The 18,087-nt window shown below is 71.0% G+C and carries 14 protein-coding genes and 1 pseudogene; 3 read left to right on the forward strand and 12 right to left on the reverse strand.

Annotated elements, in window-relative coordinates; translation table 11 throughout:
• Positions 1–47 precede the first annotated feature (47 nt).
• From OG588_RS39585 to OG588_RS39605, 5 genes are all read right to left on the reverse strand, one after another.
• Positions 48–2,033, reverse strand: a complete 1,986-nt coding sequence (locus OG588_RS39585) for a hypothetical protein (protein ID WP_405951435.1) — start codon at positions 2,031–2,033, stop codon at positions 48–50.
• 176 nt (positions 2,034–2,209) lie between these two features.
• Positions 2,210–4,504 (reverse strand): glycoside hydrolase family 3 N-terminal domain-containing protein, encoded by a 2,295-nt coding sequence (locus tag OG588_RS39590; RefSeq protein WP_405951436.1) that lies wholly within the window; start codon positions 4,502–4,504, stop codon positions 2,210–2,212.
• A gap of 44 nt (positions 4,505–4,548) precedes the next feature.
• Positions 4,549–5,946, reverse strand: a complete 1,398-nt coding sequence (locus tag OG588_RS39595; protein ID WP_405951437.1) for a glycoside hydrolase family 32 protein — start codon at positions 5,944–5,946, stop codon at positions 4,549–4,551.
• A gap of 128 nt (positions 5,947–6,074) precedes the next feature.
• Complete coding sequence (locus OG588_RS39600; RefSeq protein ID WP_405951438.1) at positions 6,075–7,277, reverse strand: family 1 glycosylhydrolase; 1,203 nt, start codon at positions 7,275–7,277, stop codon at positions 6,075–6,077.
• Positions 7,278–7,361: 84 nt separating this feature from the next.
• Complete coding sequence (locus OG588_RS39605; RefSeq protein WP_405951439.1) at positions 7,362–7,829, reverse strand: carbohydrate ABC transporter permease; 468 nt, start codon at positions 7,827–7,829, stop codon at positions 7,362–7,364.
• Here OG588_RS39605 and OG588_RS39610 point away from each other — a divergent pair.
• On the forward strand, positions 7,716–8,675 hold the full coding sequence (locus OG588_RS39610) for a xanthine dehydrogenase family protein molybdopterin-binding subunit (RefSeq protein WP_405953317.1): 960 nt from the start codon (positions 7,716–7,718) through the stop codon (positions 8,673–8,675). The two genes, OG588_RS39605 and OG588_RS39610, sit on opposite strands and share 114 nt — an antisense overlap.
• Positions 8,676–8,680: 5 nt before the next feature.
• Here the strand turns inward: OG588_RS39610 and OG588_RS39615 are convergent, their stop codons facing one another.
• Positions 8,681–8,842 carry a hypothetical protein gene (locus OG588_RS39615; RefSeq protein WP_405951440.1) on the reverse strand — a complete coding sequence of 54 codons (162 nt, stop codon included), beginning with the start codon at positions 8,840–8,842 and terminating at the stop codon, positions 8,681–8,683.
• 62 nt (positions 8,843–8,904) lie between these two features.
• Positions 8,905–11,823, reverse strand: a complete 2,919-nt coding sequence (locus tag OG588_RS39620; RefSeq protein WP_405951441.1) for a CHAT domain-containing protein — start codon at positions 11,821–11,823, stop codon at positions 8,905–8,907.
• 164 nt (positions 11,824–11,987) lie between these two features.
• Here OG588_RS39620 and OG588_RS39625 point away from each other — a divergent pair, with 164 nt between their 5' ends.
• Entirely contained in the window at positions 11,988–12,380 is a 393-nt protein-coding gene (locus OG588_RS39625) for a hypothetical protein (protein WP_405951442.1), read from the forward strand.
• A complete protein-coding gene (locus tag OG588_RS39630; RefSeq protein ID WP_405951443.1) occupies positions 12,377–13,288 on the forward strand; it encodes a hypothetical protein in 912 nt (303 codons plus the stop codon). The genes OG588_RS39625 and OG588_RS39630 overlap by 4 nt, the downstream gene beginning before the upstream one ends.
• Positions 13,289–13,545: 257 nt before the next feature.
• Here OG588_RS39630 and OG588_RS39635 read toward each other — a convergent pair.
• The 5 genes and pseudogenes from OG588_RS39635 to OG588_RS39655 form a co-directional block, all read right to left on the reverse strand.
• Positions 13,546–13,737 (reverse strand): annotated as a pseudogene (locus OG588_RS39635) (CorA family divalent cation transporter); the annotation flags it as partial.
• Positions 13,738–14,001: 264 nt separating this feature from the next.
• Positions 14,002–14,937: an NADP-dependent oxidoreductase gene (locus tag OG588_RS39640; protein ID WP_405951444.1), complete on the reverse strand. Its 936-nt coding sequence runs from the start codon at positions 14,935–14,937 to the stop codon at positions 14,002–14,004.
• A gap of 24 nt (positions 14,938–14,961) precedes the next feature.
• A complete protein-coding gene (locus OG588_RS39645) occupies positions 14,962–16,548 on the reverse strand; it encodes a Na+/H+ antiporter (RefSeq protein ID WP_405951445.1) in 1,587 nt (528 codons plus the stop codon).
• A gap of 34 nt (positions 16,549–16,582) precedes the next feature.
• Positions 16,583–16,954 carry a DUF2255 family protein gene (locus tag OG588_RS39650; RefSeq protein WP_405951446.1) on the reverse strand — a complete coding sequence of 124 codons (372 nt, stop codon included), beginning with the start codon at positions 16,952–16,954 and terminating at the stop codon, positions 16,583–16,585.
• An 89-nt stretch (positions 16,955–17,043) separates the two neighbouring features.
• Positions 17,044–18,060, reverse strand: coding sequence for a zinc-dependent alcohol dehydrogenase family protein (locus OG588_RS39655; RefSeq protein WP_405951447.1), 1,017 nt, complete (start codon positions 18,058–18,060; stop codon positions 17,044–17,046).
• Between the last annotated feature and the right edge of the window lie 27 nt (positions 18,061–18,087).

Genomic DNA, 18,087 nt, shown 5'->3' on the forward strand with positions numbered 1-18,087 from the left:
ACGGGAGGCAATCGGTACACGACCGGGTGCCTCCCGTCCTACGGCCCTCAGTGCACGACGACCGCGTGCGTCGTCGCCGAACCGTTCGTCCAGCCGGACCGCTTGGCCGTCACCTTCACGGTGATCTTGTGCCCCTTGTCCGCCTTCACCAGGACGTACGTCGACTTGGTGGCTCCACTGATGGTCTTGCCGTCGCGCTTCCAGACGTACGTGTACGAGGTGGCCGTAGGCGACCAGGTGCCGTGGGCGGCGGTGAGCCTGTGGCCGACCTTGGCCGTGCCGGTGATCGCGACCGCCTTGGTGACCTTCAGGGCGGCGCCGGCCGCGACCGTGACGGCGGTGGAGGTGGAGGGCGTGGACCCGGCGCTGTTGGTGACCGTGGCCCGGCAGGACAGCTTGTGCTTGTAGTCGGAGACGGTCAGGGCGCGGGTCCTGCCGGTGGCACCGGAGATGACCTTGCCGTCGCGCAGCCAGGACCAGGCGACCTTGGCGCCGGTGCCGGTCCAGGCCGCGTTGCAGGTCACCGTGGAGCCGGTACGGACGGTCCCGCTCAGCTTGGCCTTCGAGGTGATCGCCGGCTTGGTCAGCAGGGTCTGCCACTGGGCCGAGACCTGGGACGTGAAGTCGCCGTCGCCCACGGCCTTGCGCGACAGGACGGTGGCCCGGCCGTCGGGACCGGCGGCGACCTCGCCGTACAGCGCATCCGTGCCGGAGACGGCGGGCGCGCTGCTGAGGGCGGTCGCCTTGCTCCAGGTGCCGTCGGCGCGGAACGCCCACTCGAGGGAGAAGACGTCGCTGTTGTCGATGCTCGGCACCTGCGGCCAGACGACCTGGACGGTGCCGTCGGCGCCGATGGAGGCGTCCACGTCGAAGGGGACGAAACCGGTCGACAGAGTCTGCGGGGCGGACCAGGCGCCGGTGCTCGCGGAGCGGGTGACCGATTTGACGACCGTCTCACGGTCGGCGTTGCTCCAGCCCGCCCATACATAGGTGAGGTCGCCATTGGGCGCGATGAGCGGGTCGCTGCCGTCGCTGTAGTTGAAGGTCGACGCGACCGCGGTCTGCACGTCGCCCCAGCTCGCGGAGGCGGACGTCCGGGTGACCGAGCTCAGGTCGTATCCGTCGTCGGCGGCGTCCGCGCCGTGCCACAGCACCGTGGTGACGCCCTGGGCGTCGGACGCCACCTGGACGTCACCGGTCGTGTAGCCCACGCCGGGCAGCACGGCCGCGTCGCTCCAACTCCCGCCCGCCGTAGGACGGGTGGCGGTGAAGTCGGTGAACCGGTTGCCGGTGGCGTCCTGGTCGTAGACGTCCCACACCGCCGTGGCCGAGCCGTCGGGAGCGACGGCGAGCGCGAAGTCGTAGACGGAACCGGTGGTGACCGAGGCGAGCGGCTGGGCCGTGGACCAGGCGGTGGCGCCCGGGGCGCGGGTGGCTGTCATGACCTTGTAGTCGTTGAACGAGCCCTGGACCCATACGGCGGTGAGGGTGCCGTCGGCCGCCGAGGCGAGCCGGGGCAGGCCGAGGTAGGTGTCGTCCGGGTCCGCGGCGATGATCGGCGTCGGATCCGACCAACCGCCCTGCGCCGGGGTCCAGGTGGCGGCGACGGCGGCAAGGTCGTCGTCCACGTACTTGCCCTCCACCCAGGTCACGACGGCCTGCCCGCCGGGCGTCACGGTCAGGACCGCCGGGGAGGTGCTCTCGCGGCCGGTGGCCAGGGTGTGGGCGGCGCCCCAGGTGCTGCTCGCGGCGGTCTTGACGGCGACGTCGAAGTTCCAGTTCGTGCTGTCGGCCGCCCGGTCGCGCCACAGCGCGAAGGTGGTGCCGTCGTCGGCGGTCTTGACGTCGATCAGGGTCTGCTGCCCGTCGGCACCGGTCAGCGCGGTGGCGGCGCTCCAGGGACCGGCCACCGTCGGGTATCCGGCGGCGGTCGCGGGGCTCGCGGGGACCAGAGCGGTGACGGTGGCCACCGCGGCGGTGAGCGCCAGGGCGGTGGCTCTCGGTCTGCGTATGCGAGATGTGCTCGATGCCACGACGGCTCCTGTGCGCGATGGGGTGGTGTGATGGAACTCGACGTGGGGGGAAAAGTCCGTCGCGAGAGTACCGGGCCTCGTGGAACGGCTGACTGTTGGAATGGTCTAGAGATGATCAAGGTTTCAGTGGGGCGTCGATCGGACCGGCGAGGCGTCTGCCTGATGCGTCGGCCGTGTCAGTCCTGTACCCGGAAGCGTGCCGTCAGGTGGTGCCGGTGTCGTGAGCTGGGACCGACCCGCAGTTCGAACTCGCCCGGTTCGACGACTCGTCGGTTGTCGGCGCCGACGAGGGAACAGCGGGCGGCGGGGATCTCGATGGCGATGTCGGCGCTTTCGCCCGGGGCGATCTCGGCCTGGACGAACGCCTTCAGTTCCTGCTCGGCCCAGGTGACGCTGGTGGTCAGGTCGCTGACGTACGCCTGCACGGTCTCCAGGGCGGGACGGTCGCCGGTGTTGGTGAGGCGTACGGTCGCGTGGACCGTGCCGTCGGCCGGCACGTCCTGCTCCCGCAGGGTGAGCGCGGAGTAGGTGACGGTGGTGTAGCTGAGCCCCTCGCCGAACGCGAACAGCGGATCCTGGGTGAGGTCGGCATAGCGGGTGCCGTGCTGGCCGCGCACCTGGTTGTAGTAGACGGGCTGCTGTCCGACGTGGCGGGCGAAGGAGATCGGCAGCCGGCCGCTGGGTTCGATGAGTCCGAGGAGGAGTTCGGCGATGGCGCGGCCACCGCGCATGCCCGGGTTGAACGCCTCGATGAGCGCTGCCGCGTTGAGCGCGGAGTCGGGGAGCGTGCTGGGCTTGGACTGGACGAGGACGACGGTCATGGGCGTGCCGGTGGCGGCGATCGCGTCGAGGAGCGCGATCTGGCCGCCGTACAGGTCCAGGGTCGCGGTCGAACAGCCCTCGCCGGTGAGGGCGATGGTGTCGCCGACCACGACCACCGCGTGGTCGGCGGCCCGGGCAGTGGCCACGGCTTCCCGCAGCTGTGCCTCGTCGACCGGTGCGGAGCTGAAGACGGGCGGTTTCGGCTGACCGTCGGGCCAGTAGGGGCCGGTGGGGTCGGGGACGAGGACCTCGATGTCGGCGCCCCGGGCATGGGTGACCGTCCAGTCGGCGGGGGCGACGGCACGCACCCCGTCGAGCACGGTCTCCACCAGCTCGCGGGGATGTCCGTCCGGCATCCAGTCGACCTGGCCGGAAGCCCCGGCCCAGTCGCCCAACATGGCATGCGGGTCATGGGAGTTGGGGCCGATGACCGCGATGGTGCGGGATGGGCCCGCACTGACGGCGCGGCCGTGTCCGTCGTCGGTCAGCCCGCCCGCGAAGGGAAGGGTTCCGTCGTTGCGCAGCAGGACCAGGGAGCGGCGCGCGGTCTCCAGGTTGAGGTCGGCGTGCTCGCGGCAGCCGATGACAGCGCTCTGCCGTTCGGCGTCGGGGGCGCGGGGGTTCTCAAAGAGGCCGAGCTCAAACTTGAGGCGCAGGACCCGTCGTACGGCCTCGTCGATCTGCTTCTCGTCGGTCAGGCCGCGGGCGACCGCCGTCTGGGCCGCATCGAAGAACTCCGGGGTGGTCATGACGAGGTCGTTGCCGGCGTCGACGGCACGGACGGCTGCCTCGACGTCGTCGGCGCAGACCTTCTGCTCCCAGACCATCCGGCCGACGTTGTCCCAGTCGGTCACCAGGGTTCCGGTGAAGCCCCATTCACCCTTGAGGACGTCCTTGAGCAGCCACTTGCTGGCCGTGATCGGCACACCGTCGATGGACTGGTAGCCGAGCATGAAGGTGCGGCAGCCGGCCCGGGCCGCCCGCTCGAACGGCGGCAGGAACCAGGAGCGGAGCTTGCGCGGGGTCAGGTCGGCCTCGCTCGCGTCCCGTCCGCCCTGGGTCTCGGAGTAACCGGCGAAGTGCTTGGCGCAGGCGAGGACCGCCGTGGGGTCGCTCAGGCCGTCGCCCTGGTAGCCGGCCACCATCGCGGCCCCCAACTCGCCGATGAGGTAAGGGTCTTCGCCGAAGGTCTCGTTCACCCTGCCCCAGCGCAGGTCGCGGGTGACGCACAGCACCGGCGAGAACGTCCAGTGGATGCCGGTCGCGGAGACCTCGGTCGCGGTGGCCCGGGCGGCTCGTCGGAGCAGCGCGGGGTCCCAGGTGCAGGCCATGGCGAGCTGGGTGGGGAAGATCGTGGCGCCGGGCCAGAAGGAGTGGCCGTGGATGCAGTCGTCGGCCGTGAGCAGCGGGATGCCGAGGCGGGTCCGCCGGGCCAGGTCGATGGCCTCGTACATCCGCTCGGGCGAGGCGTGCAGGATCGACCCGGCCAGCTTGGTCGAGACGATGTCCGACAGATCGCCGCGGGCGTCGAGTTGCAGCAACTGCCCGACCTTCTCCGGCAGGGTCATCCGGGCCAGCAGGTCATCGACCCTGACGTCCAGGGACTCCTTCGGATCCAGGTAGGCCGCCGTACGAACCGAGTGCTCCAAAACGAACTCCAAGGAAAGTCGATCGTGTGGGTGAGGTGGCCTGTTCAGACCGGGGTGCCGACCGGGGCGGAGTCGCATTCCACGGTGATCGGCGACAACTCCCATGCTTCTACGGTGTAGTCGAGGTCCCCGCCGACCTGGATACGCCAGGGGGTGTCGCCCGTGGGGTAGAAGCGCAGGGTCAGGGTCCGCCCGGTGGACAGGTACAGCTCGGCCGCGGAGTGGTCGACGATCAGGCGCAGTTCAACGGAATCGGAATCGGTCGCCGGGCAGGGCAGTGCGTACGATCCGCCGCGTGCCCGTGGGTCCAGCGAGGCGTGGTCGCGGTCGACGACGAGCTGACGGTTCGTCATGTCGAGCCGGATGTCGAGGTGTTCGGTGCCGTCGGCGGATGTGGCCAGCCTCAGGAACCCGGATCCGGACGACGTCAGGCGGGCCGTCAGGTCGAAGCAGCGGCCGACCTGTCCGAGGTCGACGGGGTCGTACGAGGTGCTGCAACCGGCGGACCTGAGCTGCTGCCGGCCGCGCAGGGCGAGGAGTTCGCGGGCGGGCCGCTGGTGGATCGTGCCGTCCTCGGCGAGGGTGACTTCGCGCGGGACGGTGAGCAGCCCCGCCCAGTCCGACTCCTCCACCCAGTCGTCGTCGCGGGCCTCCCAGGTCCAACCCCACAGCAGCAGACGGCCGTTGGGAGCGGACAGCAGGGCGGGGGCGTAGAAGTCGGGTCCGTGGTCCAGGAGGACGGGCCCGCCCCGGTCGGTGAGGACCAGGGTGCCTCGGGGGCCGTTCCGCGGGCTCCAGTCGCTGATGATCAGCGCACCGCCCCTGGCGCCGAAGTCGGCGTACTGCGGACACTCCCAACCGGTGTCCGGGCCGCCGCCGACGGCGAACGGGCCCCGGTACGTCCAGCGTTCCAGGTCGTCCGACTCGTACAGGAACGCGCCGCCCCGGCCGTCGTCCAGAGCGGCGCCGACGAGCATCCGCCACCCGCCCTCCTGCCGCCACACATAGGGGTCACGCCACATCGTCGTCCCGTACGGCGGCTCGGGGATCACCAGTTCCGGTCGTTTGGCCCAACTCAGGCCTCCGTCAAGGGACTCCGCGGCGGCGATGGGTTGCCACCAGCGGTCGGCGCGGTGCGCGGAGTAGAAGGCGACGAGCCGTTCGCCGTCGCTGACGGCGTTGCCGGAGAAGCAGCCGTCGGCGTCGTGGCCGCCGGGAGTGGGGGCGAGGGCGGGTGGGAGGAGCTGCCAGTGGACCAGGTCGGGACTGCGGTAGTGGCCCCAGTGGATGTTCCCGTGGCGGGGGCTGTGCGGGTTGTGCTGGAAGAACACGTGGTAGTGGCCGTCGTGGAAGGACAGGCCGTTGGGGTCGTTGATCCAGCCCGTCGGCGGGCGCAGGTGTACGGCGGGCCGGTGGGGGTCGGTGGCGGGGGATACGGACAACGCCGTGGCCTTTCTGGACGGGGGTTCGCCGTGCGGGGCGTGCGCGTGGGGTCGGCCCCGCACGGCGAGGACGGGAGCCGGCGGGTGTCAGGGCCCCACCGGCTCCCGCGCTGAGGAGCCACCAACTGCTAGGCGCCGCGCGGCAGTTCGCGGCTGCGGCCGAGGCCGCCGAGCCAGATCGCCGAAGGCTTGGCCGCGCGCGCGAAGGTGACCGGGTCGACGGCGATCAGGCCGAAGGTCGGCCGGTAGCTGCCCCACTCGTAGTTGTCCAGGGCGCTCCAGGCCAGATAGCCCTCGACGTTGATCCCGTCCTCCATCGCGGCGGCTACCGCCTCCAACGCCCCCGCGTAGTAGTCGACGCGGCGGGTGTCGTCGGCCGTGGCGATGCCGTTCTCGGTGACGATGAGCGCCGTGCCGTCGCCGATGACCTCGGCGGTGTGGCGCAGCGCGTACCCCACGGCGCCGGGGTAGTACTCCCACCCGGTCAGCGTCCGCTCGACGTCCTCGGGGGCCCGGACGGGCCCGTTGTTCCCGATCCTGGTGCGGGTGTACGACTGGACGCCGATGAAGTCGTCGCCGCGGGCGGCCTCGATGAATACGTCCTCACGGGGCCGGCTGTAGGCGGCCGTGGCCTCCTCCGCGCCGGGCAGTGCCTGGTAGACCTGGCTGGCGACGGTCCAGCCGACCCGGATGGCGGGGTTGATGCGCCGTACGGCCGCGACCGCCCCGTGGTGTGCGGCGACGAGGGCGTGGGTGGTCTTCTCGTCGGGGGTGATGGCGCCGCCCGTCGACGGCCACGCGGGCTCGCCCGTCCGGTCGGCGGCCGCGCTGATCGCGAGCACGTTCGGTTCGTTGATGGTGCACACATGGCCGACTCCGTCGGCGATGACCGGCGCGCAGGCCTCGACATACCGGATGAACGCCTCGACGGCTCCGTCGGCGGTCCACCCGCCGAGGTCCTCGAACCAGCGCGGGACGGTGAAGTGGTGCAGGGTCACCATCGGGCGCAGACCGCGGGCGCGGGCGCCTTCGACCATGCTCCGGTAGTGCGCGAGTTCGGCCCGGGAGAAGAAGCCGCGTTCCGGTTCGATGCGGGCCCACTCGATGCCGAACCGGTAGTCGGTGAAGCCGAGTTGGGCCAGCAGGTCCATGTCCTGCGCCCAGCGGTGGTAGCTGTCGCAGGCGTCGAGGCTCGGCTCGTGGATGTTCGCCGCCGGGTCGTGCTCCCTGCGCCACCAGTCGCTGTTGACGTTGTTCCCCTCGATCTGGTGGCCGGCGGTGGAGGCACCCCAGAGGAATCCGTCGGGGAAGGGGGTCGATGTCTGCGTCATCGGCTGGTCTGTCTCTCTCGTGTGTGGGGGAGGCCGAACCTGTCGCGGGCCGGCCGGTTTCGGTGAACTCCGGGAGACGCGGGGCTACTTGATGCCGGCGCTCGCAATGCCCTGGACGAAGTACCGCTGCAGGGCGATGAACAGCGCGACCATGGGCGTGATGACCAGGACGGAACCGGCCAGCAGCAGGCCGTACTGCGTGGAGTTCTGGCCCTGCGAGTAGAGCGCCAGGGCGACCGGGAGGGTGTACTTGTCCTCGGTCTGGGCGGCGACCAGCGGCCAGAGGAAGCTGTTCCACGAGCCGAGGAACGACATGATCGCCAGCGTGGCCAGCGGTGGTCCGCACAGCGGCAGCACGATCCGGGTGAACGTCCGGACCTGCCCGGCGCCGTCGATCCTGGCCGCCTCCAGCAGTTCGTCGGGGAGGTCCAGGATGAACTGCCGCATCAGGAACACCCCGAGCGGCGAGGCCACGAACGGCAGGATCAGCGCCGGGTAGGTGTTGATCATGCCGAGCTTGGCGACCATGACGAACAGCGGCACGAAGGTCACGACGCCGCCGAAGTCTTCGCGGCCTCCGCGGACATGGGCCCCGGCACCACCACCTCGGTCATGCAGGTCGCCGCGGACGCCCTGGGACTGCCCGCCTCGGCGGTCACCTTCCGGCTGGGCGACTCCAGCTACCCCACCGCGCCCCTGCACGCGGCGGCCTGCACCATGGCGAGCGTCGGCTCGGCCGCGCACACCACCTGCAACGCGCTGAGGGCGGAGTTCATCCGCAGGGCGGTGGCGGACCCCAACTCGCCTCTCCACGGCGCGAATCCGGCGGACGTGCGAGTGCGGGACGGCCGACTGGAGCCATCCGGCGCCCGGGACAGCTACCGGGACATCCTGCGCCGCGCCGGTCTGCCCAGCCTCGACATCACCGGCAACTGGGGCCCGGGCGACGCCGATTCGAGGATCTCCTCCTACGGCTACGGAGCCGTCTTCGCCGAGGTCGCCGTCGACCCCCTGCTGGGCCTCGTCCGGGTACGGCGGATCTTCGCGGCGTACGACGTGGGGCGGGTGATCAGCCCCAAACTCGCCCACAGCCAGGCCATCGGCGGCATGGTCGGCGGCATCGGCATGGCCCTCCTCGAAGGCACCGTCACCGACCACCGCGACGGCCGCATCGTCAACGCGAGCCTCGCCGACTATCTGGTGCCGGTGAACGCGGACGTCCCCGACCTCGACGCCGCCTTCGTCAACACCGAGGATCCGCAGGCGGATCCGATCGGGGTGAAGGGACTCGGTGAGATCACCATCGTCGGGGTGGCGCCCGCCATCGGCAACGCGGTGTTCAACGCGACGGGCAAACGCCTGACGGACCTGCCGATCCGTCCCGAGGCACTGCTCTGACCCGGTCACCGCAGGCCTGACACGAGCGTCTCGCGGGCCCCCTCCCGGGAGTCGGGCGGACCGTCACCGGTGTCCGACGACGGTTGTCGTACGCCGAATTCGGGCCGGTCGAGCTGGAGTTGGCCCTCGCCGCGGGCAAGGAGGGCGGGATCGGCGGCGCCTGACACGACCGGACGTCGCGCCTGCGGACCTGGACCGAAGAGACGGGACGCATCTTCGCCAAGGGCCTTCAGTGACCGACGTGGACATACCCGGCCCACAGTGAGGGGCTGGCCGGATACCGGTCACGCAGGGCGCGTACGGCCCGGTGCAGGGCCCGGGCCGACAGCTCGGTGCGGGGTGGGGTGCTGCCGCCGTGGGTGAGGTCGGCGTAGGTCGCGCGGGTGATCTCCACCGAGGTGGTGTCGTCGACCGGCCAGAGCGTGCCGATGACGCGTCGGTATCCGGCGAGTTGGAAGGCCCCGGTGATGTGCAGCGCCTCGTCGGCGCTGTACGGGTGCGTGTGGGAGGTGCTGCACGCGGACAGGTAGGCGAGGTCCGCGTGGGGCAGCTCCATGGCGGAGAGCTGTTCCACGGTCAGCGGCCGGGTGAGGTGGTCGTGGAGCAGCAGCATGCCCGCGGCGGGGTTCTCCCAGGACGTGAGGCCATGGCAGGAGAGATGGGCGACGGGGTGGGCGGGCAGCGCGCGGACGACGTTCTCGTACGTGGCCTGCGCGCCGGACAGGACCAGGGAGTTCGGCAGCAGTTCCGCGAGCGCCGCGGCCTCTGCCGCCGCGCCCGGCAGCGAGGGGGCGTTCTCGGCGTCCGGCACCGCCACGACCAGTGTGTGCGGGGTCGTACCGGCCGCCGGGGGACTGAACCGGTCGGCCAGGGCGCGCACGGTGGTGGTGTAGGAGGAGACGGCCCGGTCCATCACCGTCGCCTTCCCGGCCCGCGCGTCGCTGTCGTGACGGCCGGCGGCATGGAGCGGGAAGTACGCCATCAGGCCGACCGGGCACCACCAGATGCGGGGCGGGGGCTGCGTGTCGGAGGACGGGGCGGTGAGGCCCAGCGCGTCGAGCACGGGTGAGGTGACGCGGTCCCACAGCCAGCGCAGGATCGCGTCCAGGTCCCGCTGGGCGTCCCGCCGGGCGAGCAGCGACGGGTCGTTCGGGGCGGCGAAGACAGCACCGGTCAGACGCAGGAGCTGGGCGACGACGTCGGCCTGGGTCAGGCCGGTCAACGGGACCGTCTGGACGGGCTGTTCGGCGTCCGCCCGCAGAATGAGCGCGTCGCAGCGGCGCTCGGAAATGTTCACGACCACTACGGGACCCTGCTCGGCGTGGCGGCGCAGCGCCTGGACGGAGGGCGCCCGCAGGAAGCCCGCCATGCCGTCGAGGTTCCGGATCCGGCCCATCAGGTCGGCCCAGTTCTCGTCGTTCCCGTCGATCCCGCCGTTCCCGTTGCGCGCACCGGAGTTGAGGGCGCTGCGCAGCCGCAGGAACTCGGCGTGGAGCTCGGGTGACCGGTGCCGCAGCAGCCTGAGGTCACGGGCCTCCAGGGTCCGGCCGTGCAGGATTCCGCGCGACAACTCCAGGAGTTCCAGGGCCCGTTCCGGTCTGCCGAGCTCCAGTGCGGCGGCAGCGGCACCGTCCGGCAGTCCCTCGATCTGCCTGAGTTCGATGATGTTGCCCCGGTAGGACAGCCAGTCCGGGGTGAGCTGCGGCAGCAGGGCAACTGCGGCCTCGTAGGCGGCGAGTGAGGCGTGCGGGTCGCCGAGGGCGGCCTCCATGGCGCCCAGGTGCTGGTAGTTCTTGATCCGTACGTTGGGCGGTCCGGCGGCGGACGCGGCCTCGGCGAAGACATGCCGTGCCTGCCGTCGCCACGCGGCCGTGTCGCCGTCGCCGTGCCGGGCCAGGTCGCGCAGGGTGACACCCAGCTGCCACAGGCGATCGCCGCGCTCCCCGTGGTCTGGCGGCGTGGCGGCCGCCACGTGCTGGAACAGCCCCAGCGCCTCGTGCAGTGCTACGGCGTCCGCGCCGCGCGCGTCCACGCTGGAGCGGTACAACAGGGTCTCCGCCAGGGTGAGTTGAGCCTGCGTGCGCCAGGGGCCGGGGTCGGGCGCGGCGGCCAGGGCCGTGCGGGCGGTCAGTTCCGCGTCCCTGAGCGCGAGCGGGTCGTCGGTCATGGTGTGCAGGGAAGCCAGCGACTGAATGAGGTCGATGAGAGTGTCGGCGTGCTCGTCGGCGGCCGACGGCGTCTCGATCGTCGCCCGCATCAGGTCGATGGCCCGACGCATCAGGTCGGGGTCCCTGCGGTCCTGTGCGAGCAGCCTGACGGCGGAGGCGAGACGTGTCCGACGCGTGTCGAACTCGGGATCGCGCCGCGGTGTGGCCGCGAGGCACTGTTCGCTCAGGTCGACCGCCTCGACCAGCAGTCGCGCGTCGGTCGTCGCGTCGTACAGCGCCCGCAGAGCGCGCACGAGATCGAACTGCGCCCCGGCACGGTCGGAGGTGCTGTCCGCCTCGGACAGCGCCTCGCGCGCGAGGCCGACGGCTTCCTGGAGCGGTTCGACCTGTGCGGTGGCGCCCGCGAGATGCCGTAGCGAAGTGATCAGGGCCGTCCGGAACATGGGGCGGAGCTCGTCGCCGGGCGGGACGGTGGCGTAGCCCTCGCGTGCCACCTGGACGGCCTCGACGGGGGCGTCCCGGTCCCCGCTCCGTTCGAAGTGCTCACCGAGCTGGACCGCCAGAAAGAACTGGTTCACCTGGCGCATGCCGTCGCCGTGCGGCGTCGCCGCCACGGCCTCGCGGAAGGCGAGCACCGACTCGGCCACGGGCTCGGGGGAGTCGGTGCCCTGCGCGAGCATGAACAGCCGCTGCCCCAGGCTGTTGAAGACCCGGCCGCGGTTGTGGTGGCCCGGCGGCACCAGCGGAACACAGCGGTGCAACAGGGCGATCGAGGCCGCGAGGTCCGCTCCCCGCGCCGTGCCGGTTCCGCGGCCGGCGCGGTCGGCGAGCAACTCCGCGGCAGCGAGCAGCACTTCGAGATCGTACGGATCCTCGGCCGCCAGTTCGTGCAGCCCGGCCAGCACGTCGGACGGGTCGGTGCCCCGCCTCTCATGCACGTCCGCCATGAAGAGCAGTCTGCGGCGCTTCCATTTGCTCATTGCTCGGTTGCTTCCTTCTGGTCCCCCGCGGCGCCCCGGCATCACACCGGCGCCACACCGCCGACCACCGTAGCGGGATGCGCCGGATCCCGGGGCCCCGTAGAGTCCCCAACTCCGGGATCATGCAAAGAACATGGCGATCGCGAAGGCAGGGGGGCCTCTCGGTGGACGAACTCGCGGAACGGCTCAGTCGCGTGTGCACACTCATGGGTGCGGGCGAGCTGGAGGAGGCGGCGCGTGCGGCGGGCGCGGCGGAACTCGTCGCGGCTGTGCTCGCGGCGCTGCGCGGCGACGAACCCATGGCACGCTCCGTGCTGGAGCGCCGGCTGGACACCCTGGACGACCGGATGGCCGCGGCCGGCTTCGGCATCGTGACCAGGGCGACGAAGGGCGTGCCGACCCTCCCGGGGAACAGCCCCGGCCATCCGGTGGTGCACCGGTGGACCTGCCCGGCCGCCCACCCCTGCGAGCTGTTGGCGAGCGCGGAGTTGTACCCGGAGGCCCCCGTGTGCGCGATGACGGGCCGTCCCTTCGTCTATGACCGGGTCCGGCAGTGACCACCTTCCTGTCCGCCCTCGCCGGCAAGGCCGCCGAGAAGTGGCTCGCCCTGCTCGTCCTGCCCGGGGTGGGCTACCTCGCCGCTGTCGCCGCCGCCGTCGTACTGGGCCACACTCACGCCCTGGACCTGGCTGAACTCCGGTCCGCCGTCGACCGGTTGGCCGCCCACCCAGGAGCCTCCAACGCCGGTGCGATCCTCCTCGTGGCTGCCGGTGTACTGGCGGCGGCCACGCTGGCCGGACTGTGCGCGAGAGCGTCGGCCGTCGTCGTGGAGCGCCTGTGGACCAGCCGGGGCGACCGATGGCCCGGGCGCCTTCTCGTACGACGCCGGGTCCGCCGCTGGCGCCAGGCCGACGCGGCGTGCGAGGCGGCCGGCACCCGCGGCGAACTGGCCAGGGCCATCGAACGGCGCGACGCCATCGCCCTCGTCCGCCCCCGGCGGCCCACCTGGATCGGCGACCGCCTCCACGCGGTCGACCAGCGGGTGTACGACGCCTACGACCTGGACCTCGGCGCCGCCTGGCCCCGGCTCTGGCTGACGGTGCCCGACGCCGTCCGAGCCGAACTCCTCTCCGCCCGCGACGCCTACGGCGCCGCCTTCGGGCTCGCCGGATGGGCCGCGCTGTACCTGCTGTTGGGCGCCTGGTGGTGGCCGGCGCTGCCCGCCGCCGCGGTCGTCGCGGCCACGGCATGGATCCGGGGCCGCGCGGCGACAGCGGTGTTCGCCGATCTCGTCGAGGCCACCGTCGACCTGCACGCCATCACCCTGGCCCAGGAACTCGGCCTGACCGGCGAACGGCCCGCCCTCACCCGGGAGATCGGCGACGCCATCACCACCACCCTGCGCAAGGACCCGCCGCCCGATCCACCCCGCGATCCACCCCGCGATCCGCCGGTCGCCGTCTGATCGCGACGCCCAGCCTCCCGACAGGCCGGCGGCCGACAGATCAGCCCGGACCGCCCGACGCCACCGAACAGGGCCACCTGGTTGGACAACAGACCGGCGTCGAAACCGCCCAGGCCGACCTCCAGACGTTCACCGACGCGGAGGGCATGGTCGATGCCCTCGGCGAAGACGGAGCCGACCGGGCCCCAGGGGATGTCATCGGCCCGGTCCAGCGCCGAGCTTTGCCCCCTCATGGCGGCGCCTGCTGCAGCGATTGCTCAGAGCCAGTCTTTCCGCTTGAAGATGACGTACAAACTGGTGCACACCACCGCCATCAGGATGATGGCGAAGGGGTATCCAAGTACCCAGTGCAACTCCGGCATCCGATCGAAGTTCATCCCGTAGATCGTCCCGACCAACGTTGGCGCGAACAAAATAGCCGCCCAAGAAGAAATCTTCTTGAAGTTGTCTACGAGGCGGCTCTGACCTGCAGCGATGCCGCTGATCAAGTCTCTGGCCTGGGACGATCCTTCTTTCTGGGTCTTTCAGGCTGGCGCTCGGTTGCGCAGTCGATTCTCCCCACGCGCTCCCCAGAGCCGCTCCTACTCCCCAGATTCTCCCCAGAGAACGGCTCTGCACACGGTTGGTTGGGCGCGCTGCGGAAGCTCCTTCGATTCGTCTGGCGGTCACAAGCAGTTACTGGACGCAGGCCGCTGCTGTCCCCGATCGGATGCTCAGAAAGCGAGCACTACTCGCCCCCGGAGGCCGCCTGCCTCCAGCAGTCGGTGCGCTTCGGGGGCTTGCCCGGCCGGCAGGGTCCGAGCGACCCGAGGGGTGAGGCTGCCCTTCTCCGTCAGTTCGCGTAGGCGGTCGAGTTTGGAGTGCTCGCGTGCGTATTGCGGAATGAAGGTGTTCCGGGTCTCGATGCCGCGTTCGGCCGGTACCTGGATGCCGCCGACCGATGATGCCATCCGGCCGTCGTCGCGTACCGCGCGGATGGCGAGGGTGGCGATGCCCGCGGTGTCGAGGAGTCCGTCGACACCGGCGGGTATCTCCTTGCGCACCAGCTGCGGGAACGCGGTACCTCGCAGCAGGACCACGTCGGCGCCGAGTTCCTTCACCAGTAGCTCGTCCTTCGGTGCCGCGTCGGCGATCACCCGCAACCCGTCCGCCTTGGCCAGCTGGACGGCGTAGCCGCCGACCGCGCCGGCCGCTCCGGTGACAGCCACGGTGGCGCCCGCGGGAAGTTCCAGGAGGTCCAGAGCCATGTGGGCCGTCAGTCCGTTCATCGGGAGCGTGGCGGCCTCGATGGCGGTCGCACCCGCAGGGGCGCGGACCACTGATTCGGCGGGCACGACCACGTGTTCGGCGTACGCTCCGTGCGTTCCGGAGACGACCACGACGGCCATGACGTGGTCGCCGACGGCGAGATCGGTGTCGACTCCCTTGCCGATCTGCTCGACCACTCCCGCCGTGTCCATCTCGGGAACGTAGGGCGGTTCGGCGTCGGAGACGAAAGCGATTCCCCGGCGCACCAACGTGTCGACGGGGTTGACCGTCGCCGCGTGCACCCGTATCCGTATCTCGCCCGGCCCGGCCTTGGGGATCGGAAGGTCCACAACCCGCAGTACCTCAGGCCCGCCGAATGCAGTCAGTCCTATGGCCTTCATGGAAAGTCCTTCGTCAGGGATGAGTCATTCGACCGCCGCGCCTCCCGACAGACGCACCTCTTCGCTGTCGAGGGCGGCCTGCAGGCGGCGCAGTACGGTGTCGTCGATCCGGCGCTCGTCGCGGAGTCTGACGACGGTGGCGCGTTTGTTGGCGATGAGGGCCAGGCGTAGTGCGAGGCAGTCCTGGTGCTGAAGCACGGCGGGGTCGTCGTGGGCGCCCGCGCTCCTGGCGCGGACGGATGCCAGGTGGGCCTCGTACTCCTGGCGCAGCCACTCGGCGATCTTCGGATTGCTCTGCAGGTCGGCGACGAGCTGAGGCATCGCCTTGATCGCCTCTTCGATGGCGGTGGTCTCGGCGAGGTCGTGTTCTTCGTCGACGGACGTGTCGGGCGGCAGCTTCGCCCACCGCACCGCCACCGGCAGCAGCAGTCCCTGCACCACCAGCGTCACGAGGATGACGCCGGAGGTGACGAAGACGATGAAGCTGCGGTCGGGGAACGGCTCGCCCGAGTCGAGGGTCTGCGGCACCGAGAGCACCATGGCGAGCGAGACCGCACCCCGGAATCCGGCCAGCCCGTTGACCACCCGGGTCCGGTGACCGACGCGAAGCATGCGTTGCTGGGGACGGCGGTCGAACGCCCGGACCAGGTAGGTGGAGGCGTAGAGGAACGCGAAGCGCACGGCGACCAACACCACGCAGATGACACCGACCGCGATCAGCGCGTCCTGGAGATCGGCGCGTCCCAGGTCGCGGACGGCGTACTGAAGTTCCACCCCCACCAGGACGAACAGTGCCCCGTTGATGATGAAGGTGGCCAGCGGCCAGAACGCCAGTGCCTGCGTGCGGTGTTCGGCCTGGATGATGCGCGGGGCGACCTGGGACATGATCAGGCCGCTGACGACCACCGCGAGGACGCCGGACGCCTCGACGAGTTCGGCCAGCAGGTATGCGGTGAAGGGTGCCAGGATCATGACCAGGTTGCCCAGCAGGGGGTCCTTCAGCCGCCGCCGCAGGTTCATGTTGACCCACGCGACCACCACCCCGACCAGGGCTCCACCGCCGTACGCGAGCAGGAACAGCCCGCCGACGTGCGGCATGCTCAGGTGTTCCTCGCCGACCGTGATGCCGACGGCGAGGCCGTAGACGACCAGGGCCGTGCCGTCGTTGATCAGGCTCTCGGCCCGCAGGATGGTGACCTGGCGGCGCGGCAGGGCGCGGGCGAGGACGCCGACCGCCGTCGCGTCCGTGGGCGCCATGGCCGCACCGAGCACCCAGGCCGGCCCCCACGGCAGCCCGAGAGCGTGCCCCGTCGCGGCGACGGCCCAGGCGGTGAGGATGACGAGTACGGTGCTCAGCTGCAGGATCCCGCGCAGGTTGGTGCGGATCTCCCGCAGGGAGGTGGTCAGGCTCTCCCAGTACAGCAGCACCGGCAGGAAGAGCAACAGCACGACTTCCGGGGGCAGTTGTGCCTCCCGTACCGCTGGGATGAATCCCAGGAGCACGCCCGTCACGAGCAGGACGACGGGTGGGGCGATGCCCAGGCGCTGTCCCGCGACGTTGCCCACCAGCACGGCCACGCCCAGGACCACGACGAGTTCGAGACCGAGCAAGGTGCTTCTCCTGGAGAGGTGACAGAGCCGCTGTTCAGCGGGGAGCGAGCTTCAGGGTCGTGTCCCGCGCGTCCACCAGGGGATCGACGTAACTCGCGCCGTAGCGGCCGTACTTGGTGCGGTAAGCGGTGTCGATGCGGTCGTTGACGCCGGGGTCGGTGACCTCGACGAGGGCGACGTCCTTGTCGACGCCGCCGGAGCGGATACGGCCCTCGCCGCTGGCCCGGGCCGCCCGGTACCAGGCGCCGGCGCTGCCGCGGAAAGAGCGGACGTAGAGGTCGCCGCCGTCGCGGACGACCCAGATCGGCACGGGTGCGCGGGGCGTTCCGTCGCTGCGCGCGGGGGCCATCTGAAGTTCCTCGGCGTGTTCGATCCGAGTCAGCTCGTCGTTCGTCCAGGCCGTCATGGGCTTGCCTCCTTCACGACCGTGCGGCGGGGTGTGCCCTCGTGGGCGTGAGCGCGGCCGGCGCAACTCACGCCCACGAGGCGATCGGGTCACGGCTTGAGGAGGGCCTTGATGGCGCGGCGCTCGTCCATCGCCTTGTAGCCCTCGGCGACCTGCTCCAGAGGCAGGGTGAGGTCGAAGACCTTGCCGGGGTTGATGCGACCGGACAGCACGCGGTCGATCAGATCGGGCAGGTAGCGGCGGACGGGAGCCGGGCCGCCACGCAAACCGACCTGGGAGAAGAACAGCTCCTGGCCGTCGACGGCCACCTCGTGCGGAACGCCGACGAAGCCGACGTTGCCACCCGGACGCGCGGAGTGCAGGGCCTGGCTCATGGACTGGGAGGTGCCGACGCACTCCAGGACGGAGTCGGCGCCGATGCCGCCGGTGAGGTCCTTGATGCGGGCGATGCCTTCCTCGCCGCGCTCGCTGACGATGTCGGTGGCGCCGAACTCCAGGGCGAGCTTCTGTCGGGACTCGTGCCGGGACATCGCGATGATCCGCTCCGCGCCCAGTTCCTTCGCGGCGATGACACCGCACAGGCCGACGGCTCCGTCACCGACCACGACGGCCGTCGAGCCGGGCTTGACCTCGGCGGCGAGGGCCGCGTACCAGCCGGTGCCCATCACGTCGGACACGGCCAGCAGGCCCGGCACCAACTCGCCGGATGGGTGCTCGTCGGTGGCGACCAGGGTGCCGTGGGCGTTGGGAATGCGTACGTACTCGGCCTGGCAGGTGCCCATGAACTCGCGGTTCAGACAGGAGGACTGCCAGCCCTTCTGGCAGTTCGCGCAGGTGTTGTCGGAGGTGGCGAAGGAGCCGACCACGAACTGGCCCGGCTTGACGTTGCCGACCTCGCTGCCGACCTCCTCGACGATGCCGACGTACTCGTGGCCCATCGGGTGCGGGTCGCCGACCGGCTCCAGGCCGCGGTAGGGCCACAGGTCCGAGCCGCAGACGCAGGTGGCGACCGTGCGGATGATCGCGTCGGTCGGCTTGAGGATCTTGGGCTCGGGGGCGTCCTCCACCCGGATGTCACCGGGGGCGTGGATCACGGTTGCGCGCATAACTTTTCTCCTGATGCGTTTCTCGGG

It is taken from the genome of Streptomyces prunicolor (genome assembly GCF_045162825.1).
Lineage (GTDB): Bacteria > Actinomycetota > Actinomycetes > Streptomycetales > Streptomycetaceae > Streptomyces > Streptomyces prunicolor.

What these genes read in the sequence shown, in the direction of transcription:
- OG588_RS39655 (WP_405951447.1), bottom strand. Translation starts at nt 18,060, where the DNA reads ATGCGCGCAACCGTGATCCACGCCCCCGGTGACATCCGGGTGGAGGAC.
- OG588_RS39620 (WP_405951441.1), bottom strand. Translation starts at nt 11,823, where the DNA reads ATGAGCAAATGGAAGCGCCGCAGACTGCTCTTCATGGCGGACGTGCAT.
- OG588_RS39600 (WP_405951438.1), bottom strand. Translation starts at nt 7,277, where the DNA reads ATGACGCAGACATCGACCCCCTTCCCCGACGGATTCCTCTGGGGTGCC.
- OG588_RS39650 (WP_405951446.1), bottom strand. Translation starts at nt 16,954, where the DNA reads ATGACGGCCTGGACGAACGACGAGCTGACTCGGATCGAACACGCCGAG.
- OG588_RS39640 (WP_405951444.1), bottom strand. Translation starts at nt 14,937, where the DNA reads ATGAAGGCCATAGGACTGACTGCATTCGGCGGGCCTGAGGTACTGCGG.